Source organism: Marinobacter sp. EN3, assembly GCF_000475315.1.
In the GTDB taxonomy this organism is placed as follows: Bacteria; Pseudomonadota; Gammaproteobacteria; order Pseudomonadales; family Oleiphilaceae; genus Marinobacter; species Marinobacter nauticus.
This window is the reverse complement of record NZ_AXCC01000052.1, coordinates 190,202-210,130: the sequence shown is the minus strand read 5'-3', so window position 1 is coordinate 210,130 and position 19,929 is coordinate 190,202. Positions and strand designations below refer to the sequence as shown.

27 protein-coding genes are annotated in these 19,929 nt (G+C 61.0%); 26 read left to right on the top strand and 1 reads right to left on the bottom strand.

What is annotated here, in order from left to right; translation table 11 throughout:
• The first annotated feature begins 25 nt into the window (after nt 1–25).
• From Q675_RS33615 to Q675_RS33495, 25 genes are all read left to right on the top strand, one after another.
• A complete protein-coding gene (locus Q675_RS33615) occupies nt 26–787 on the top strand; it encodes a hypothetical protein (RefSeq protein ID WP_023011807.1) in 762 nt (253 codons plus the stop codon).
• 257 nt (nt 788–1,044) lie between these two features.
• On the top strand, nt 1,045–1,659 hold the full coding sequence (locus Q675_RS33610; RefSeq protein ID WP_023011806.1) for a BRO family protein: 615 nt from the start codon (nt 1,045–1,047) through the stop codon (nt 1,657–1,659).
• Nucleotides 1,656–1,880, top strand: a complete 225-nt coding sequence (locus Q675_RS33605) for a hypothetical protein (RefSeq protein WP_023011805.1) — start codon at nt 1,656–1,658, stop codon at nt 1,878–1,880. Before Q675_RS33610 ends, Q675_RS33605 begins: the two co-directional genes overlap by 4 nt.
• Before the next feature lie 104 nt (nt 1,881–1,984).
• Nucleotides 1,985–2,191, top strand: a complete 207-nt coding sequence (locus Q675_RS33600; RefSeq protein WP_023011804.1) for a hypothetical protein — start codon at nt 1,985–1,987, stop codon at nt 2,189–2,191.
• 158 nt (nt 2,192–2,349) lie between these two features.
• The gene (locus Q675_RS33595) at nt 2,350–2,841 is read left to right on the top strand and encodes a D-Ala-D-Ala carboxypeptidase family metallohydrolase (protein ID WP_023011803.1); all 492 of its coding nucleotides are present in this window, start codon (nt 2,350–2,352) and stop codon (nt 2,839–2,841) included.
• Nucleotides 2,841–3,419 (top strand): 3TM-type holin, encoded by a 579-nt coding sequence (locus tag Q675_RS33590; RefSeq protein WP_023011802.1) that lies wholly within the window; start codon nt 2,841–2,843, stop codon nt 3,417–3,419. Before Q675_RS33595 ends, Q675_RS33590 begins: the two co-directional genes overlap by 1 nt.
• Nucleotides 3,412–3,636, top strand: coding sequence for a TraR/DksA C4-type zinc finger protein (locus Q675_RS33585; RefSeq protein ID WP_023011801.1), 225 nt, complete (start codon nt 3,412–3,414; stop codon nt 3,634–3,636). Before Q675_RS33590 ends, Q675_RS33585 begins: the two co-directional genes overlap by 8 nt.
• Nucleotides 3,636–4,022, top strand: a complete 387-nt coding sequence (locus Q675_RS33580; RefSeq protein ID WP_023011800.1) for a hypothetical protein — start codon at nt 3,636–3,638, stop codon at nt 4,020–4,022. The genes Q675_RS33585 and Q675_RS33580 overlap by 1 nt, the downstream gene beginning before the upstream one ends.
• Nucleotides 4,019–4,318 (top strand): hypothetical protein, encoded by a 300-nt coding sequence (locus tag Q675_RS33575; RefSeq protein WP_023011799.1) that lies wholly within the window; start codon nt 4,019–4,021, stop codon nt 4,316–4,318. Before Q675_RS33580 ends, Q675_RS33575 begins: the two co-directional genes overlap by 4 nt.
• Before the next feature lie 3 nt (nt 4,319–4,321).
• A complete protein-coding gene (locus tag Q675_RS33570; protein ID WP_023011798.1) occupies nt 4,322–4,870 on the top strand; it encodes a DUF3486 family protein in 549 nt (182 codons plus the stop codon).
• Nucleotides 4,870–6,384, top strand: coding sequence for a terminase large subunit domain-containing protein (locus tag Q675_RS33565; RefSeq protein WP_023011797.1), 1,515 nt, complete (start codon nt 4,870–4,872; stop codon nt 6,382–6,384). Before Q675_RS33570 ends, Q675_RS33565 begins: the two co-directional genes overlap by 1 nt.
• Complete coding sequence (locus tag Q675_RS33560) at nt 6,384–7,952, top strand: DUF935 domain-containing protein (protein WP_023011796.1); 1,569 nt, start codon at nt 6,384–6,386, stop codon at nt 7,950–7,952. The genes Q675_RS33565 and Q675_RS33560 overlap by 1 nt, the downstream gene beginning before the upstream one ends.
• The gene (locus tag Q675_RS37960; RefSeq protein WP_023011795.1) at nt 7,952–9,226 is read left to right on the top strand and encodes a phage minor head protein; all 1,275 of its coding nucleotides are present in this window, start codon (nt 7,952–7,954) and stop codon (nt 9,224–9,226) included. Before Q675_RS33560 ends, Q675_RS37960 begins: the two co-directional genes overlap by 1 nt.
• Nucleotides 9,227–9,499: 273 nt before the next feature.
• Entirely contained in the window at nt 9,500–10,522 is a 1,023-nt protein-coding gene (locus Q675_RS33550) for a phage protease (protein ID WP_023011794.1), read from the top strand.
• Nucleotides 10,522–10,923 carry a hypothetical protein gene (locus tag Q675_RS33545; protein WP_023011793.1) on the top strand — a complete coding sequence of 134 codons (402 nt, stop codon included), beginning with the start codon at nt 10,522–10,524 and terminating at the stop codon, nt 10,921–10,923. Before Q675_RS33550 ends, Q675_RS33545 begins: the two co-directional genes overlap by 1 nt.
• Before the next feature lie 11 nt (nt 10,924–10,934).
• Nucleotides 10,935–11,858 (top strand): Mu-like prophage major head subunit gpT family protein, encoded by a 924-nt coding sequence (locus Q675_RS33540; RefSeq protein WP_023011792.1) that lies wholly within the window; start codon nt 10,935–10,937, stop codon nt 11,856–11,858.
• 81 nt (nt 11,859–11,939) lie between these two features.
• Nucleotides 11,940–12,236: an HI1506-related protein gene (locus Q675_RS33535; protein WP_023011791.1), complete on the top strand. Its 297-nt coding sequence runs from the start codon at nt 11,940–11,942 to the stop codon at nt 12,234–12,236.
• Between the two features lies 1 nt (nt 12,237).
• Complete coding sequence (locus Q675_RS33530; protein WP_023011790.1) at nt 12,238–12,654, top strand: gp436 family protein; 417 nt, start codon at nt 12,238–12,240, stop codon at nt 12,652–12,654.
• A complete protein-coding gene (locus Q675_RS33525) occupies nt 12,651–13,112 on the top strand; it encodes a phage virion morphogenesis protein (RefSeq protein ID WP_023011789.1) in 462 nt (153 codons plus the stop codon). Before Q675_RS33530 ends, Q675_RS33525 begins: the two co-directional genes overlap by 4 nt.
• The gene (locus Q675_RS33520; RefSeq protein ID WP_023011788.1) at nt 13,109–13,645 is read left to right on the top strand and encodes a hypothetical protein; all 537 of its coding nucleotides are present in this window, start codon (nt 13,109–13,111) and stop codon (nt 13,643–13,645) included. The genes Q675_RS33525 and Q675_RS33520 overlap by 4 nt, the downstream gene beginning before the upstream one ends.
• 5 nt (nt 13,646–13,650) lie before the next feature.
• On the top strand, nt 13,651–13,860 hold the full coding sequence (locus Q675_RS33515; RefSeq protein WP_200861846.1) for a DUF2635 domain-containing protein: 210 nt from the start codon (nt 13,651–13,653) through the stop codon (nt 13,858–13,860).
• A gap of 3 nt (nt 13,861–13,863) precedes the next feature.
• Complete coding sequence (locus tag Q675_RS33510) at nt 13,864–15,354, top strand: phage tail sheath subtilisin-like domain-containing protein (RefSeq protein ID WP_023011786.1); 1,491 nt, start codon at nt 13,864–13,866, stop codon at nt 15,352–15,354.
• 48 nt (nt 15,355–15,402) lie between these two features.
• Complete coding sequence (locus Q675_RS33505) at nt 15,403–15,756, top strand: phage tail tube protein (RefSeq protein ID WP_023011785.1); 354 nt, start codon at nt 15,403–15,405, stop codon at nt 15,754–15,756.
• On the top strand, nt 15,756–16,136 hold the full coding sequence (locus tag Q675_RS33500) for a phage tail assembly protein (protein WP_023011784.1): 381 nt from the start codon (nt 15,756–15,758) through the stop codon (nt 16,134–16,136). The genes Q675_RS33505 and Q675_RS33500 overlap by 1 nt, the downstream gene beginning before the upstream one ends.
• A gap of 107 nt (nt 16,137–16,243) precedes the next feature.
• Nucleotides 16,244–18,139, top strand: coding sequence for a phage tail tape measure protein (locus Q675_RS33495; protein WP_152525373.1), 1,896 nt, complete (start codon nt 16,244–16,246; stop codon nt 18,137–18,139).
• A 2-nt stretch (nt 18,140–18,141) separates the two neighbouring features.
• Here Q675_RS33495 and Q675_RS33490 read toward each other — a convergent pair whose 3' ends face one another.
• Nucleotides 18,142–18,642, bottom strand: a complete 501-nt coding sequence (locus tag Q675_RS33490; RefSeq protein ID WP_023011782.1) for a hypothetical protein — start codon at nt 18,640–18,642, stop codon at nt 18,142–18,144.
• A 34-nt stretch (nt 18,643–18,676) separates the two neighbouring features.
• On the opposite strand from Q675_RS33490, the gene Q675_RS33485 reads away from it, so the two are divergent.
• On the top strand, nt 18,677–19,840 hold the full coding sequence (locus Q675_RS33485; protein ID WP_023011781.1) for a DNA circularization protein: 1,164 nt from the start codon (nt 18,677–18,679) through the stop codon (nt 19,838–19,840).
• Nucleotides 19,841–19,929 lie beyond the last annotated feature (89 nt).

Here is a 19,929-nt window from a genome sequence, read left to right as displayed (position 1 = left end):
GTCGGCTTTTGGACAGGAGATAGTAATGAAGATATTGGGAGTTTTCTTTTTGGTGTTGGCATTTATTGCTTTCTTTGCCGCTATCGTTGGCCTCTTTTCACCGAGGCTGGTTTTGCGACGGTCTTATGTCCAAACTCGAACGATGGCTTTTGGTGGATACCTCCTGCTGAGTTTCCTGCTGACCGCTGTCGGCGCTGCTATTGCAATTAATTACTCGGTTGAGGATGAAACACCGAAACAGGGATTAAAGTCGGAGCCCAAAAACCCGGTGGTAGTGAGCACCACACCGGCTGACAAGACTATTCCAGACATTGCAGAGGGGGCGGAGTCGCTTTCTGACAAACCAGAGCCTGTCGAAATTGGACACTTCTATGTTCTCAAAGATGGCAGCAAATACGGCTACCAGCCCGTAACCAGCCAATACGAAAGAGATTCAGGGCAAGCAACGAGCAAGCTGGTGATGGCCCGTTACTTTGGCAGGAAGGATGACACCTATCAGATCGATATGATCGACGGTAACTTTCATCACATCGTTGAATGTGAGCGCCCATGCGAGTATCTGAAGATCATGATTTTCTACAAAGACGACCTTGAACGCACCGACTATATGAAATCAGAGGTTGGAACCATTGCCTGGTCCATCCTGCAAGATGCGGTTAATGGCCATCTGGATATTCATACCGTTGAGAGGAACACTGACGAAGGCCCTGTGCGCCACTATATCTGGGCAGACGAAAGCCGAGGCCCAATTCTGACGCCTGTATCTGAGAGCACACGCCAAAAGTGAGACATTGATTTTGAGACACGGTTGGGACTATGCTTGTAAATGAGGCTTCGAAACCTCAGTCGTACAGCGGAACCCCAGCCCCGAAAGTGTTGGATTTTTTGTGCCCAAAAACCGGCACGGCTCCCGTTAAGTCGGGAGGGCTCAGGCCATAGAACACCCGAAAGGGAAAAGCCTAGCGCAGCTCTGTACGGCTGTTTCGAACCTCCCGACACCCATACGGCTTATGGGTATTTTCGAAGAACGTACAGGAGGCCATCATGGCTACCATTCCCGCCACTGCTGACTTTAATGGCAGCAGCCTTTCAGTGATAACTCTCCAGAACGATGCTTGGTTTACGGCGCACGATATCGGCCGGGCGCTGGGCTACGAGCGATCAAACGACCAGGTCCAGAAGATATTCCGGCGCCACCGGGAAGAACTTGAACAATATTCGATCACGGCCAAACTGGCCGAAAACCTCGACGGAGGACGGCCCAGCCGGCTGTTCAATGAAGAAGGCGTGATGATCATCACCATGCTGTCGCGCCAGCCCAAGGCCGCCGAGTTCCGCCGCTGGGCGGTGCAGGTGCTGAAGGCCTACCGGCACGGCCTGCTGGCGCCGGCCCTGCCGGAGCCGGTTGAGCCGGACCCCAACCAGATGACGATCAGCAAGGACGACTACATCGCCCTGCTGGAAGAGCGTTGCGAGCTGCTCAAGGCCCGGGCCGAGAGCCGCCCGCGCCGGCGGGCGCTGAGCTCGGATGAGCGTCAGTCCATTCTCCGACTGGCCCGACAGGGCCACGGCCCCACCGAGATTGCCCGCCGGGTTGGCCGTACCAAAGGCACCGTGGTAACTGCCATCCGCCAGGCCCGAAAAGGAGGTGCGCTATGACCTGCCCAACCGTCGAACGCGCCCTGCACCTGTCCAGAACGGCGCAGGAGATCGGCAACCTGGCCGACAGCAACGCCCACTATGTGCATCGCCTGGCGGCCATGCTGCATGAACAGTACGGCAAGCCCCTGGAGGACATCACCGTGGGCCAGTTGATGAACGCGGTGGCCGAGCTGGACGCTCTGTTCACCCGGGTTTACGGCAACGCATCCGGCCTGTAACCGGCAACGGGCGAGTAAGTGCCAAAAAAACGCGCTTACTCGCCTTTTGGAAATTTGAAACGGCCGTAAGCTGGTTGTGAATCTGGATTGAAGAGGAGATCAACATGCCGAGATTTGAAAGCGCGATGGATGGCTGGGCTGAACTGGAGCGGCTGCAAAGCTGCCGCCGGGCCATCGCCGACTTGATGGTGCCGGAGCCGGATCTGAGCGCCGTTAACCGCGACAACCTGTGCCAGCTCCTGGGCTACCTGGACAGCCAGGAGGAGGAAGTCATGGCCCAACTGCAACCCCTGCTCAAGCTCACCGCCTGAGCGGACCACGGGGCGGCGCACGCCGCCCCGCTTCTGCGGCGCTTGTCAATCCCGCCGCCGGCGGTTACTCTTTGCGCATCCCCTCGCTTGCCCCAAACCCCGCACCCCTGAAGGGGTTCAGGCCCTGAGCACCCAGCCCCCGCCGCTACTCTGCGGCCATGAAACGACAACCGCTATCTCGCAATTTTTACCTCGACGAGTTCACCCGCTCCCAGACTGCGGCGCGCCACGGCATCGACATGACGGTCGCCCCCGGCAGCGAGGTGTACCGAAACCTCAAACTCCTGGCCGAGCTGGCCCTGCAACCGGCGCGCGATGCGCTGGGGCCGATCTTTATCAGCTCCGGTTACCGCCCCGTGGCGCTCAACCGGGCCATCGGCGGCAGCTCCACCAGCGCCCATGTGCACGGCCTGGCGGCGGATATTGCCGTGAGCGGCCACAGCCCGCTGGAGGTGGCGCGCTGGTTCGAGGCCAGCGGCATTGCCTTCGACCAGGTGATCCACGAGTTTGGCCAGTGGGTGCATGTGGGCATCGTGCCGGAGGGCCAGGTGCCCCGCCAACAGCTGCTCACTGCCGCCAGGGTGAAAGGCCGCACCGCGTACCTATACGGGATTCATTCGATGGCCGAGGCTATCCGGAGGGCCGGCTGATGGACTGGAGCTGGGACGGAGTTAAAGACGTTGTTGCAAAGGCCGCGCCGCTGCTTGGTAGTGCCCTTGGGCCTGCCGGTGGTGCCGTCGGTACCCTGATTGCCACCGCACTGGGTGTGGACGACAACCCCGATGCGGTCGCAGAGGCGATCAAGGCGGATCCCCAGGCCCTAGTCAAACTCAAGGAACTGGAACGCGAGCACAAGCGCGAACTCAAGCAGATGGTGCTGGAGGCCGAGACCGCGCGCCTGGCCGAAATCAACAAAACCATGCGTGCCGAGGCCAGTGCCCAGGACGGCTACGTGCGCCGCTGGCGCCCCACCTTTGGTTACATGGTGGCCATCACCTGGCTGGTGCAATCGGTGGCCATCGCCTGGGCCATGGTAGGCGCACCCGAGAATGCAGCCGATCTGATCAACGCGGTAACTGCGCTTACGCCCATGTGGGGCATTGCGCTGTCCATCCTCGGCATCAACATTACCGCCCGCAGCCGCGATAAACGAGCCTCCGCCGGGCAGGACGGCCGCAGCCTGCTGGATCGCCTGGCAGACACGCTGGAGGGAAAGCGCCATGGATGAACGCGGATTTGAAGAGGCCCAGGCGCTGACCGAACGCATCACACGGGCGGGCATTGAGCAGGCTCTGCAATGCCACCTGGAGGCGCCGCTGGAAGTGAATGGCCAGCGGCTTTGCCTTGATTGTGATGGCTGCCTTTCTGCGGCCCGTTTGAAGGCCAATCCACAGGCCGTGCGTTGCGTGGAATGCCAGACAGATCATGACCGCAGGGGGAAGTAATGGATTTGTCGCAGTTCGACTACGAGGCCGCTCGTTTCTGGATGGGTTTCCTGCAGATTCTGGGGCTGGTGGCGCTGTTCGTTTATACCCACATCACCAACAAATCCAAGGCCAACTCCAGCGCGATCAATACCGTGCGAGGTGACATGGAGGCGACGTACGACCACCTGGAGGAACGGGTGGTGCGCTGCGAGCGCCGACAGGACGTGTTCGAGAGTCGCATGGATGGGGCCCCCACGCATCATGACCTCTCAAAAGTGTACGACCGCTTGAACGATGTGGCGGAGGATCTGTCTGGCGTCAGCGGCCAGATGCGGGGTTTGTCGCACCAGCTGTCCATGGTGAACAGCTATCTGTTAAACGCCAAGGGAGACCAGCCTAAATGAGCTACCAGGACTTTCAGACCGAAGGCCGCCGTCTGGGGATTCTCCGCATCCTGCATCGGCGCAATCAGTTCACCGCGAACGAGTACAGCCTCAATGACGAGCTGGGCGGCAACTATGGCCACCACGTGAGCAAAGACCAGCTTCACACCGATCTGGCCTGGCTGGAAGAACAGGGCCTGGTGATCTGCCAGCAGCCTCGCGCTGGATGGATTGCCACACTCACCAGCCGGGGCGCCGACGTAGCCGAAGGCCGCGCCCGCGTTCCTGGTGTTGCCCGCCCGCTGCCAGGAGCCTAAGCCATGCCGCCGCGCTCAAAGATTTACGATCTGCCCCAGGATCTCCGGGAGGAGTTGAACGAACGGCTGGTCAATACCGGCTTCCAGGACTACGACGGCCTGACCGACTGGCTGGAAGAGCGCGGTTTCAAGCTCTCTCGGTCCGCTGTCCATCGTTACGGACGTGGCCTCCAGGAGGAATTTGAAGAGGCCATGGGCGACGTGCGCAAAACCACGGAACTGGCCAAGGCGATGACCGCCGAGAACGAAGACGAGAGCGGCCATCTGATCGACGCCACCGCCCGGATCGTGCAGGACCAGCTGCTGCGCATCACCATCGCGATGCGCAAGGCGGAGCATGAACCGGAGAAGGCCGCCAAACACCTCAGCAGTGTGACCCGCGCGTTGGCCGATATCGGCCGGGTGTCACTCGGCCAGAAGAAGTGGGCGCGCGAACTTCGTCAGGAAGTGGCCAGGGAAGCCGCCGATGCGGCAGAAACCAGCATGGCCAGTCAGGGTATGACCCGCGAATCCATTGACGCCATCAAGCGTGACATCCTGGGGATTGCCTGATGGCCAACGCACTGCCGGATTCTGTACTGCTGCCATACCAGAAGGCCTGGATTGAGGATGATTCGGAACTCAAGATCGCCGAGAAGAGCCGGCGAACCGGGCTGACCTGGGGCGAGGCGGCAGACGCCGTACTGACAGCCAGCGCCTCCAAATCCGCCGGCGGTACCAACCATTTCTATGTGGGCTCCAACAAAGAGATGGCCATCGAATTCATTGACGCCTGCGCCATGTGGGCGCGGGCTTTCGACAAAGCCGCCTCTACCATCCAGGAGGAAGTGCTGAAAGACGAGGACAAGGACATCCTCACCTTCAACATCCACTTTGCCAGCGGCTTTAAAATCCAGGCGCTGAGCAGCCGCCCCAGTAACCTGCGGGGACGCCAGGGTAACGTCACCATTGACGAAGCCGCCTTCCACGCCGAGCTGGCTGAAGTACTCAAGGCCGCCCTGGCACTCACCATGTGGGGCGCCAAGGTTCGCCTGATCAGCACCCATAACGGCGTTGAAAACCTCTTTAACGAACTGATCCAGGACAGCCGGGCCGGCAAGAAGCGTTACAGCGTGCACCGCCTCACGCTGGATGATGCCTGTGACCAGGGACTGTATAAGCGCATATGCCAGGTGCGCGGCAAGGAATGGAGCCTGGCCGCCGAGAAACAGTGGAAAGAAAACCTGCTGAAGGATACCGCCACCCGTGAGGACGCTCTGGAGGAGTACTACTGTGTACCGAAATCCGGCGGCGGCGCTTACATCTCCCGGGCTTTGATCGAGGCTCGCATGGTCGAGGCCCCGGTGGTGCGCTACGAAGGCACGGCGGAGTTCAACGCCTGGCCGGAGCACCTGCGCAAAGCGGAGATCCACGACTGGTGCGAGAGCGAGTTGCTGCCGCTGCTGGAAACGCTGAACCCGGACAGCCGCCATTGCTTTGGCGAGGACTTTGGCCGCAGTGGCGACTTAACCAGCGTCGCGCCCATGGAGATTACCCAGCAGCTGAAGCGCTGCGTGCCATTCCTGGTGGAGCTGCGTAACGTGCCGTTCAAGCAGCAGGAACAGATCCTGTTCTACATCGTCGACCGTTTGCCGAATCTCCAATACGGCGCCCTGGATGCCCGTGGCAATGGCCAGTACCTGGCGGAGCAGGCGCAGTACCAGTACGGCTCTCAACGCGTGGAGGCGGTGATGCTGTCGCAATCCTGGTACCTGGAGACCATGCCCAAGTTCAAGGCGGCCTTTGAGGATGACGGCATTGAGATCCCGCGCGACAGCGATGTGCTCGATGATCTCCGGGCTCTCCAGGTGATCAAGGGGATCCCCAAACTGCCGGAGGGCAAGACCGGGGATGACAAGGCGCGCCACGGCGATACCGCAATTGCACTGGCCATGGCCTACTACGCGAGCTTCCAGCAGGGCGCACTGGCGTACGGCTACGAAGCCATACGTTCCGGCCCGGATCACACACACCACCGGCCGGTCCGCGCCACCGCCGGGTTCCGTAACCGAGGAGGACTGCTGTAATGGCCGAATCAACCATTGTGGACGCACACGGCCGTCCGATCCGGAAGGCTGAACTGAAGAAGGAATTGGCCGCGCCCTCGATGACCGGCGTACGCCAGGTTTGGCACAACGGCATTGCCAGCAACCTGACGCCCGATCGTCTGGGCATGATCCTGCGGGCCGCCGAGAACAACGATGGCCACGACTACCTCACCCTGGCCGAAGAAATGGAAGAACGTGAGCCGCACTACGCCTCCGTTCTGGGCACACGAAAGCGCGCCGTCAGCGGCCTGGACGTGGTGGTGGAATCAGCCACCGACGACCCAGCCGATGTTCGCCTGGCCGATGCCGTGCGCGACCTGGTGCGTGATGCCGTGTTCGGGGATCTGATTGAGGATCTGCTGGATGCCCTGGGCAAGGGCTATTCCGTGGCTGAGATCATGTGGAACACCAGGGGTGGTCAGTGGTGGCCACGGGAATACGTCTGGCGGGATCCGCGCTTTTTCCGGTTCGACCAGGCAACCGGGCGCGAGTTGCGCTTGATTGATCCGGAGAACGTGGCCCAGGGTGTGCCGCTTGCTCCCTATAAGTTCATCGTGCACAAGCCCCGGCTCAAGGCTGGCATCCCGCTGCGCGGTGGTCTGGCCCGCCTGGTGGCCGTGTCGTACATGGCCAAGAGTTACACGCTGACGGACTGGCTGGCGTTCGCCGAGGTGTTCGGTATGCCGCTGCGACTGGGCCGTTACAACGACAGCGCCAAGCCAGATGAGGTGGATATCCTGCGGGCGGCCGTCGCCAACCTCGGTTCTGATGCAGCCGCCATTCTGCCGGAAGGCATGAAGATCGAGTTCCAGGAAATCGCCAACACCCAGGGTGGCGCCGACCTGTTCAAGGGCCTGGCCGAGTGGATCGACAAACAGACCAGTAAGGCCGTACTTGGCCAGACCATGACCACAGACGACGGCTCCAGCCAGGCCCAGGCCACGGTGCACAACGATGTGCGCGAGGACATCCAGCGGGCAGACGCACGCCATCTGGGTGTGAGCCTTAATCGGGATCTGGTGAAGCCGTTTATCGATCTCAACTACGGCGTACAGCGGCGGTATCCCAATATTCGCATTCACGTGCCGGAGCCGGAAGACCTCAAGCAGCTGGTCACGGCGCTGAAGGATCTGGTACCGCTAGGCCTGAAAGTGGAAAGCTCGGTGATCTCCGACAAGCTGGGCTTGCCGGATCCGGAAAAAGATGCCGATATCCTCATGCCCGAGCAGCAGGCTGTAACCACCGTTGAATCGGCCCGTAACCAATCTTTAAAGACCGCTCAAAACCGGGAATCCGTGGTCACCGAAAGTGAGCCGGACTTTGCGGAAATCGCCGAGGCGGAGGATGACTGGCAGGTGCAACTCGCTCCACTGGTGGATCCGATCGAACGCCTGGCGCGGCGTGTGGCCGACGAAGGCGGCAATGAGGAGGACTTCCTGGCACGCCTGGGTGAAGTACTCGACGAAATGGATGAAACGGAACTGGTCCGCCGCCTGGCCTCCAGCACCTTCAAGGCCCGAGGCCTTGGCGATGCGGGGGATGACTGATGGCCAACTTCGAGGCTGGTCCGGTACCGCGTGACGCCCTGGCGTATTTCCGCGACAAGGATCTGCGCGTTGGATTTGACTTCCAGGATGTCTGGGGGCGGGAGCATGCCCATGCGTTCACCGTGGCCAAGGCCATGAAGTTGGACATCCTGGACGATGTCCGCGCCGGCCTCGACGAGGCTCTGGCCGAAGGCAAGACCTTCCGCGACTTCTCCCGGGAGCTGAAGCCAAAGCTCCAGGAGAAAGGCTGGTGGGGCATCAAGGAAGAACTGGACCCAAACACCGGCGAGCGCCGCCAGGTGCAGCTTGGATCCCCGCGCCGGCTGAAAACTATCTACCAGTCCAACCTGCGCAGTGCCCGATCGGCGGGCCAGTGGCAGCGCATCCAGCGCACTAAGGAAACCCAGCCGTACTTGCTCTATGAGCTGGGCCCCAGCGAGAACCACCGGGAACAGCATGTGGCATGGGCGGGTACGCTGCTGCCTGTGGATCACCCATGGTGGCGGGACCACATGACACCCAACGGCTACGGCTGCAAGTGCCGGGTACGCCAGGTGTCGGAGGTTGAAGCCGAGCGCATGGAGCGTGAAGGCATCCAGGATCCGCTGGCCGAGATTGAGACAGACCCGGAAACTGGTTTGCCGACTGGCCGGCGCCAGCGCCGCACGATTCCGGTCCGCCGTGAGCCACCGCCCACCCGTACCGTCAGCTTTACCAACAGGCGCACCGGTGAGATTACCCAGGTGGACCAGGGCCTGCACCCGGCCTGGGCAACCAACCCGGGGCAGGACCGCGTGCGGGTGCTGCGTGATCGCATGACCGGCAAGCTGGACACCGTCGACCAACGCCTGGCGCAGGCGACCACACGGGACGTAATGGACAGCCCGATCCTGGCAGATTGGGTGCGCCAACCGGATGGCGAACTTCCTGCCGGCATCATAGAGCGCCGAGCCCAGACGGCGCTGAGAGCTGACACTCAGGTGGTACGGCTGGCACCTGGCCGCCTGCCAGATCCGGACAGCCTGGCCGTTGAGGACTACCGGCAGCTGCCGGATGTGATCAATCGGGGTATACTGATTGCCCAGGACGATGGCGGCCTGGTGATATTCCGAAGCCGTGAAGGCGACACCGGAAATCCATGGTGGATGGCCACCGTCCAGCGCAGTGGTGACGACCAACGCCTGTATCTAACGGACTATCGTGTGGCCACCGATGAAGACCTGGAACAAGTCCGCCTTCGCGGCCAGGTGATCCGAGCCTCAGAACAGCCTTGATCTGTTCAAGTTTTGCTCACGCCGTAGAACGCTCTCAGAAGCGCTAGAAGGACGTTAAAGCGCTGAGAGCTACCATGGCCGGGGTCAAGCCCTGACCGTCGTTTTTAAATGGGCTTTAAATGCGGTCTCGGCGATTGCCAACCGCAGGCCGAGTCAGATAATCTGTTATCAGCGGTACCGGCCCGGTTCCGTTTTTCCTTCCCCTCCTAGTTGATTCTTTACCTGAACCCCTTCAGGCCATTGCGCTGCCTATGTTGTCGCTAGTCTGGCGGCATGGAAAAAACAAACGCACTCCGCACTGGCCTTGCCAAGGCCCTGAACACCGAAGCCGCCACCCTCGGCCAGCGCCTGGCGTTGAACGTCGAGCTGCCTGCCGGGGAACTTCCCGAGTGGGTGGAGCTTCTGCCAGCAGGTGAAATGGTAATGGGCCGTGACGGCCGCACCTGGCGCAACAGCAATCCCCAGGCTGTGGTCGATCAGTTCGTTTCCCGCAACGTTGACCTGGTTATTGACTGGGAGCATGCCAGCGAGCACCGGGCCCCGAATGGCCAGGATGCTCCGGCTGCCGGCTGGGTCAAAGAGCTGGCCGTGCGTGAGGGTGCCGTCTGGGGCCGCGTGGAATGGACCGAGAAGGCCGCCGCGCAGCTGCAGCGCAAGGAATACCGCTACCTCTCCCCCGTGTTTCTCTTCACCCGCGATGACCACCAGATCGTTCGGCTGTCCAGCGCGGGCCTGACCAACCAACCCAACCTGGCGCTCAAGGCGCTCAACCAGCAAACCCACCAGGAGGAATTCCCCGTGTGGAAAGATCTGCTCAAAAAGCTGGGTCTGCCCGAGGACGCGACTGAGGCACAGGCAATTGCTGCCCTCAATCAAGTCCAGGCGGATCTGGAAACCGCAAAGAATCGGGAGGTAACCCCGAGTCTTGACAAGTATGTGCCCCGCGCCGACTTCGATCAGGCCCAGACTCGCGCCGCGAATGCGGAGCAGACTCTGAAGACCTTGAAGAAGGAGCGCGAGGACGAGGCGATCGATACCGCCATCAACCAGGCCCTGGAAGACGGCAAGATCGCCCCGGCCACCGTGGACTACCACAAAGCACAGTGCCGCACCGAGGGTGGGCTTGAGCGCTTCAAGACGTTTGTTGAAAGCGCCCCAGCCATTACCGGTGATTCCGGGCTGGATGGCCGCGAGGCCCCGGGCGCGGACAAGGCACTCAACTCCGAGACCCTCAAGATTGCCGGCATGATGGGCAACTCTGAAGAGGACCTCAAGAAATACGGAGGTGTGAACTGATGGCACTTACCAAGGATCGTATGACCCCGGTTCGCGACGGCGAGGTAATGTCGTTTGCCGTCGCCGCAGGCGCGCAAATCTTCCAGGGCGCGCTGGTTGCGACCAACGCCGCTGGCTTCCTGGTGGCTGGCTCAGCCGCTACCGGGCTGACCTACATCGGCCGTGCCGATGAACACGTCGACAACAGCGCCGGCGCCGATGGCGACAAGATCGTACTGGTCCGCCGGCGCAAGGCCTTCCTCTGGAAGAACTCTGACGCCGATCCCGTCGACCAGTCCCTGGTCGGCAAAACCTGTTACATCCTGGACGACGAGACCGTCGCCGCCACTGACGCCACCGGGACTCGTTCCGCCGCCGGAACAGTGCTGGCTGTCGAAACCTCTGGCGTCTGGGTCGAATAAGGAGAGCATCAGTGATTGTTAATAAAAGTGCACTCGATGGCGTGTTCTTCAACCTGAAGACCACGTACAACCGCGCCCTCCAGGCCGCCGAGCCCGAGTGGGACAAGATCGCCATGAAGGTGACCTCGTCCTCCTCCGAAAACCGCTACAAGTGGATGGAGCGTTTCCCGGCCATGCGCAAGTGGGTTGGGGAGAAGGTAGTCAAACAGCTCAAGGGCCAGGGCTACACCATCATCAACGATGACTTTGAGGCCACCATCGAGGTGGACCGCAACGACATCGAGGACGACACCCTGGGCATCTACGGCCCGGAAGCCGAGATGGCGGGCTACAGCTCCGCCCACCTGCCGGATGAACTGGTGTTTGACCTGGTCAACGCCGGCTTCGTGGAGCTGGGTTACGACGGCCAGCCGTTCTTCGACACCGACCACCCGGTGGGCAAAAAGGACGGCACTGTGGTCAGCGTCTCCAATAAGGGCACGGCCAAGCTGAGCTTTGCCACCCTGGCCGCTGCGCAGGGCAGCTTCGGTGCCGCCCGCACCGCGCTGCGCAAGATGAAGGACGACGAGGAGCGCCCGCTCAACATCAAGCCCAACGTCCTGCTGGTGCCGCCGGCACTGGAAGACACTGCCCGGGCGCTGATGAGCGTGGAGCGACTGGAGGACGGTAAGCCCAACCCCTACCGCAATGCAGCGGAAGTGGTGGTCTCCTCCCGCCTGACCTCCGACACCGCGTGGTTCCTGCTGGACACCACCAAACCCGTGAAACCGTTCATCTTCCAGGAGCGCAAGGCGCCCGTGTTCGTCTCCCAGACCAACATGGACAGCGACAGCGTGTTCCTGCAGAAGAAGTACCGCTACGGCGCGGAAGCTCGCGGCGCGGCTGGCTACAGCTTCTGGCAGATGGCCTACGGCTCGGACGGCACGGCGGTCTAAGGCCGGCCTGACGAGTGACCTGAAAATGGCCGGGCCTGTGCCTGGCCATTTTTAAAACCGAACAAGCATTGGGAGGGCGCCATGGCTGCCACCAAAACCAGCAAGGCAAGCACTGACAAGGCTGCCGCTAATGCCGGCACCACTGATCCGAAAACGCAACCGGAAAACACGCCGCCTGCGGCCGACGCCAAGACCACCACCGCGCCGGAGACCAAGCGCATCGCGGTGAAGTCGATGACGCCCAGCTTCCGCCGTGCCGGCTTTGAGTTCAGCCGTACTGAAAGGATCCTGGACGTGCGGCGCCTGACGGATGAGCAGCTCCAGGCCATCCAGGAAGAGCCGCGCCTGGTAGTTCGCCCGGTAGGCCAGGAAGACTGATATGGCTGTCTACGCCACGCTCCAGGACCTGATCGACCGCTTCGGGAATGATGCCGTTCTCGTGGCGTCCGATCGGGACCGGGACGGCCAGATGGACACGGACGTTGTCGACAAGGCGCTGCTGGATGCAGATGCCGAGATCGACACCTACGTGGGCCAGCAGTACAAGCTGCCGCTGCCCAAGGTGCCGCGCATCCTCACCAAGCTGGCGGTAGACATCGCCTTTCACGTGCTGTCACCGGAGGCGGACACCGCCACCGAACACCGACGCGGCCGCTACGACAACGCCATTGCCTTGTTGCGTCGGATCGCCAGGGGCGAAGTTAGCCTGGGCATCCAGGAACAGAGCCCGGTCAGCATCAAGCCTTCAATCAACTATCGCCCCCGCCGCTGGGGCCGTGATCGGAGGCTGACATGAGCATTGGGGTGCAGTACGACCTGGCCGGCGTGGCCCGCCTCCAGGAGCGGATTGCCAAGTTGGGGAACCTCGACCGCCGGGAACTGCTGGAGCAGCTGGCCGGCGTGGCCGAGAGCCAGACCCGCCGCCGCATCAGTGAAGAGCAGAAATCACCAGGCGGTGAGCCCTGGCAGGCCTGGAGCGCCAACTATGCGGCCACGCGCCACGGTGGCCAGTCCTTGCTACAGGGCGAGGGCGACCTGGTCGACAGTATCACCAGCGAAATCGAGGGCGATGAAGCCCTGATCGGCTCCAACCTGGTCTATGCCGCCATCCATCAACACGGTGGCACGCCTGATATGGCGCCGGGCCCTGCAGGCATTCCAGCTCGTGAATATCTGGGCTTTTCCCAGGACAACCTGGATGAGATCGAAAGCGTGGCTGATCGCTGGCTCGACAAACACCTGGAGGCAGCATGAGCGGTGACATCAAGCTGACACGGGACGCAATCGTTTCCGCGATCAAGACGGCACTGCCGGATCTTTACACGTGTGAGGCTCACGGCGGCCGCTTCGATTTGAATGAACTGAACCGCTGGAGCAAACAGGCCCCGGCGGTGTTGGTGGCGGCTGTCTCGGTACCGTCTATCGAAGATGGCTCAACGCGCATTGCAGAGGTTCGCTGGGTGGCTTACCTGGTCACGCGCGACACAGCCCAGTCCACCCGGGATGTGGCCGCTCTGGACTATTCCGAGGCCTTGATGCGGCTGGTGCGCAAAAACACCTGGCAACTGGACAACACACAGAACCCCACCCGCGTGGCCGCCGAGAACCTGTACAGCGGCCAGCTCGACCGCCACGGCATCGCCTTGTGGGCCGTGAGCTGGCAGCAAGGTATTAGCCTGCGCACTACCGATATCGCCGAACTGGCGGACTTCACCCTTTACACCGCCACCCATGAAGTGGGTGACGGCCCGGTTGCCGAAGACCGGGTTGAACTGCCCCAGGAGTAATGACCGTGAGCGCTTTGAAGAAAGACACCATCTACGTGAAACCCCGTGAAGGCCTGCGCATCCGCCAGGAGAACGGCAAGCCGCTACCAGCGGACGGTGGCCAGGTACCGCTGAATTCATTCTGGCGCCGCCGCCTGCGGGACCAGGACGTGGTCGCGGCTCAGCCGCCGCGCAAGCCGAAGGCGAACGCCAAATCCACCGAGCAGGAGTCATAAGCCATGCCGATCAGTGCCGGTATCTATAACCAAATCCCCGCTGCCTTGCGGGTGCCTGGTGTTTACATCGAGTTCGATGACCGCCTGGCAGGCAACTCCGCCTTTCAGGGTCGCCTCCTGGTGATGGGCCAACGCCTGGCCACCGGTGAGCGTAACGCTCTGGAGCTGGAGCGAATCACCAACACCGAACAGGCAGAGCGTTACTACGGCCGAGGCTCCATGCTGGCTGAAATGTTGCGCCACTCACTGAATGCCCAGCCGTACCTTGAGACATGGGCGTTACCCCTGGACGATGTTGAGTCCGCATCCGGAGGCGTAGAGTCCACGGGCAAGATTGCTCTGGCCGGCAGTGCCAGCGCCGCTGGTGCCATGGTGCTGTACATCGCCGGCTACCGGGTTCGCATTGGCGTAGCCGTGGGTGACACAGGCGCGATCATTGCCCAGGCTCTGGTGGACGCCATCAACGCAGACACCCAACTGCCGGTGACTGCAGCGGTCAACGCCACTGTCACTTCGGAGGTGGACATAACCTGCCGCTGGGCCGGTGAGACCGGCAACGACATCGACATTCGATTTTCTGCCCTGGGCGAGGACCGTATTGCTGGTGTGACGCCCACCATCACCGACATGACCGGTGGCGCCAGCAACCCGGACCTGGTCGACGCGATCGCCGCCCTGGGCCCCGAGCAGTACAACTGGATTGCTTGCCCCTACACCGACACGGCGAACCTGACGGCGCTCAAGGACGAGCTGGACGATCGCTTCGGCCCAATGCGCCAGATTGGTGGCCGGGCCTTTGCGGCATTCCGTGGCACCCACGGCGAGACCGGCACGTTTGGTGGCAACCACAACAGCCCACACCTGTCCGTGATGGGCACCGGCAAGGCGATCAGCCCCACCTGGTTGTGGTGTGCAGTGAATGCGGCCGTCGCTGGCCAGGCGCTGGCGATCGACCCGGCCCGGCCTCTGCAGACCCTGCAGTTGCCCTTGATCCTGGGTCCGAAGGAAGCCGATCGCTTCACCGATACTGAGCGCAACCTTCTGCTCTACGACGGCATCGCCACCTTTAAGGTGGCCAACGATGGCACCGTGAGCATCGAGCGCCAGGTAACCACCTTCCAGGAGACCGACAGCGGTGTGCCCAGCGACTCGTACCTGGACATCAACGTGGCCGAAACCCTGGAGCGGATCCGCTACGACCAGCGCGCCCGGATCCTGCAGCGCTTCCCACGCCACAAGTTGGCCGAGGATGCCGATGCCGACAACTTCGGCGCCGGCCAGCCGATCGTTACGCCCAACGTGGCCAAGGCAGAGCTGCTAAGCCTGTACCGGGATTTCCTTAGCCGGGGTTGGGCGCAGGATTACGAGGGCTATGCCGAATCCCTGGATGCAGCGATCGACACCCAGAACCCGGGGCGCCTGAACGTTATTGATTCACCCAAGCTGGTTGGCCAGTACCGCATCCACGCCATGCAGACACAGTTCCGGAAGTGAGCCTTTAAGGGCTTCGTAAATCCGGTTTGAGACAGGAGTAACTCCGTTATGAAGATCACTGGCAACGTCAAGATTCGGGAAGGTGGTGAAGAGCTGCTGACCGATGGTAAGGGCACCCTCAACCCGGGCGGGTTTGAGCGTGAGACCAAGCTGAATGGCCGCAAACCGGTTGGCTATACCGAGAACCCGGTGGCGCCCACCCTTAGCGTGACCATCCACCACACTCAGGCCACCGACATCGTGCGGCTATCCAACCTCACGGATGCCACCATCATCTTGGACACCGACACCGGGCAGACATGGATGCTGCGTGGAGCCTTCACCACCAGCCCGACTCCGCTGGATGTGGGCGCCGGTACCGTGCAGCTTGAGATGTCCGGCTTGGCACTGGAGCGTGTGTAATGGCTGAGGTGACAGTTGAACTGGAGATGGGCCTGACCGTGGGTGATAAAACCCAGAAAACGGCAGTGATCCGTGAGCTGACCGCCGGTGACATCTTCGATGCACAGGCCGATTCTGAGCGAGTGGTTCACACGGAGGAAGGACCACAACTCGTGGCCAGCCCTAGCGCTGTTGGCATCCACACCTTGCGTCGGCAGATTGCGAAAATCGGGAATGTCGAAGGACCGCTGTCTCTGGCGGAAATGCGCAAGCTGCACCCAATCGATCTGGAGTTGTTGCACGAGGAATGTAGCAAGCTGGAACAGGCGGTGATTACCTCCATTGCGTCCCGCGAGGTGGCGCAGCGGGGGCGAGCTGATGAGGGCCAGGCCAAACCTTGAACGTGTGACTGTGCGGGTCGCCCGAGCTACTGGCTGGGCCCCGCACGACATCGACTGCCTGCCCCTTCGCCGCCTTATAACCACCCTCCGAATCGCGAGCGAATCTCATGAGTGAAATGAAGGCCAGTGTTGCCCTTAACCTAACCGGTAATTTCGAGCAGCGCGCGGAGCGCTACGGTCGGGCCGTTGGTTCCTTCAGCCGTTCAAGTGAGCGCCACCTTGGCCGGGTGCGCCGTTCCGCCCAGATGCTTGGGCGCGGCCTCGATGCCATGGGCAACCGCTACACAGCATTGATCACCGGCGCTGCCGGTATTGGGACGCTGCGCGCCCTGACCCAGATGGAAGAGAGATTCACCCGACTGGGTATCCAGGCCAACAAGTCCGAAGAGGAAATGGAAGGCCTGCGCCGGAAGATCTTCGAGACCGCCCGGGCCCCGGATATCCGCGTTGATCCATCCCAGATCACCAGCGCAATCGAATCCATCGTCGAGAAGACCGGCGACCTGGAATTTGCCCAGGAGAACATCCGCAACATCGGTCTGGCCATCTCGGCCACTGGCGCAGCTGGCCAGAACATCGGCGAGATCATGGCCGAGTTCCAGAAGATGGATATCAAGGACTCTGGTGAGATCCTCCGGGTACTCGACACCCTGAACCAACAAGGCAAGCAAGGTGCCTTCACCCTGCAAAATCTTGCTTCTCTCGGCCCCCGGGTTGTCACAGCCTACACCGCCATGGGTCGCGAAGGTGCTGGTGCCATCAAAGAAATGGGCGCAGCCCTACAGGTTATCCGTATGGGTACCGGGTCATCTGAGATGGCTGCGACAGCTTTCGAGGCATTGCTCCGGACACTCCAGAACGCTGACAAGGTCAAGGCTCTTCAGAAAGGGGGAATTCAGGTATTCGACCCGAAGGAGCTGGAAAAAGGGCGCCAGGTATTGCGCCCAATCAACGAACTGATGGTGGAGATTATCCAAGCAGTGGACGGTCGAACCACTCGTCTTTCCTCCGTATTCGATGCTGAGGCGATGCGGGCGTTCAACGCAGCTGCTGGCGAGTTTCAGCGAACAGGCTCCATCAACAGCTTGGAGAAGTTCATGGACGTCCATGGTGATGGTTCAGCGACCATGAACGATTCAGCAAGGGCTGCAGACACGATGGCAGGCGCGATGCGAAACCTGACATCGGCCTGGACCAACTTTGCTGACGAGAACATGACCGGAGCTGTCCAATCGGCTGCAGACGCACTTAATAGCCTGGACCAGGAAACTGTCGATCGTTGGTTGAAGATTGGCGGAATTGCGCTTGGTGGTCTTGGAGTTGCCGTTGGCGGCCGGTTCTTGGGCAAGCTCGGGTCCGACTATCTAAACGCAGGTCGAAGAGTGCTTGGACGTGGCCGTGGTGGTGTCGCCGGTGCGTTGGGGGGTGCGGTCTCTGGCGCTGCTCCAATACCTGTTTACGTCGTCAATCTTCCCGGTGCTGGATTAGGCGGCGGAGGTGGTCGTGGTCGGGCTGGTCGCGGGGCTGCTGGCCGCAGTCGTAGGATTTTCAATCCGATGCGAAATCTTGGCAAGGCGCCCGTCGGCTCTATTGGGGCTTTGGGTGCGGGTGCTGTAGGGACTGCAGGTCTTGCGGTTGGAGCGGCTGGTGCTGCCGGATACGGTGTTGGATCTCTCGCGAATAATTACTTGCTGACGGACAAAGGATTGCTCGGATCCAAACTTGGAAAAGATACGGGCGAATGGATCGGAGAGTCCTTGGCTAAGTTGCTGGCAACGGTTGGCGTGGAAGAAGCTAAACGGGCTACGAGCCATCTTGGCCCTAGAGAAAATCTGGATGACGAGGCCGATCGCTTGGCTCAGGTCGCTCGCCGGAATCCAAACCCAAACATGGGAACGCTAAATATAAAATTTGAGAATGGCCGATTCGATTTGTCTGCAGAAAAGAGCCCTGAGGGACCGGATCTTGATGTAGACCTTGGTTTATCAGGGCTGATGCCATGAACCTACTGATGAATCTCCGGTACTCTGCCTCTTTCGACTTTTATTATCTTTACCAAAGACCTGCCAGCTTCAGCCGGTTTGATCACATAAAGCATAGTTACGTCGTGGTTGGAGAAATAGAAAGACTCCCAATGATGCGGTTCTCTCATGCTTGCGTACATTGCCTGTTGATCGTCTGGGTCACCTTCTGTGGAAAAGTTCAGCATCTCGTAGTGGCCTGCAATCCCGATTTCATTCTGGCGTTTGCTATCAGCCCATTCCCTGTAGCCATAGGACTTGTCGTAATCCATTCCGAGCTCAGCCGCTATGGTTCGATAATGATCAATATTCTCACTATCGAAGTTTACAGGCTTTGCCGTAGCAGGATGCTTATTGATCGCTTCAACTTCTGGCGGCAAAGACACGTTCTCCTCAGCGCTGACGCTAACCGACTGAGAATAAACGACGAGGAAAGTGAAGAGCGCAGTGAAGGCGAAGATGCCGGTTTTCAGTGTTCGAAACATACCATTTCTCCTGTTTTTCAAAGGAGCCTAGCACATGCCCTGGTCTGATCGTATCGGCGAAGCCGTAGCCACCTTCCGTGGCATAGAGATCCACCTGGAGCGCACCAGCCAGACGCCGGGACGCAGGGTGGAAGTTCATGAATACCCGCTGAGGGATCAGCCCTACGCCGAAGATCTCGGCCGCAACAAGCGCGAATGGCAGGTTGAAGGCTTCCTGATCGGCCCGGATTACGACCTGGCACGCCAGCGCCTTGTCGACGCAGCCGAAACACCAGGTGCAGGTGAGCTGGTGCATCCGTACTACGGCACACACCAGGTGGTCCTGGTTGGTGGTATGCGGATCCGCGAGAGCACCCGCGAGGGTGGCATTGCACGGGTTTCCTTCACGGTAGTGCGTGCCGACGACGAGCCGCGCCTGCCCCGCGTTACCCAGGACACACAGCGCCAGGTGCAGCGCACCGTTGCCGAGGCGGAACAGGCCGTGCTCGATGACTTCGAAGAGAACTTCAACATCCTGGAGCTGGCCACCGATCGGGTGGCGGCCATCGAGACCGGGCTGCAGAACGCCCTGCGAGGTATTGAGAGCACCGTCGGCGATGTCACCGGCCCGATATCGGAACTGATCCGCAGCCCTGCCGAGCTGGGTGCACAGATTCTGGAAAGCATTGCCACGGTTCGTGACCTGGTCAATGAACCTGGCCGTGCCCTGGGTGTTTACGACGATCTGTTCAGCGCCGGCGATGAACCACCGCTGACATCGCCGCTGGATCCGGAGCCGCGTCAGCTTCAGATGGCAGCTATCCGTGCCGGCAACAACCTGGTGCGCCGAGCGGCCGTTCTCCAGTCTGCCCAGGTGGCGGCCGCCACGGACTGGCTGGCAGCGGATGACGCCATTGCGGCCAGGGACACCATCACTGCTGGCATTGAACTGCAACTGACATCCGAATTCGTCCCGGCCAATGACGTGTACGCCAGCCTGACGGCCGTTCGTGCGGCGGTAGTGCGGGACCTGGAACAACGCGGGGCCCAGCTTCCCCGCCTTCGTTCCGTGACCCTTCAGCAGCCACTGCCAGCCCTGGTGGTGGCACAGAAACTCTACGGGGACGCAAGCCGGGCCGATGAGCTGATAAGCCGCAATCGGGTAGCGCACCCGGGCCGGGTACCGGCGGGTGAAGCGTTGGAAGTACTGGGGGAATAAGGAAACAAGGCTGAAGGGCTTCAGGCCCAAGGCTACTGCGTGATCAGGCCACCATTAAACCTACTCTACGGGCTGATTACCAGAGTTTT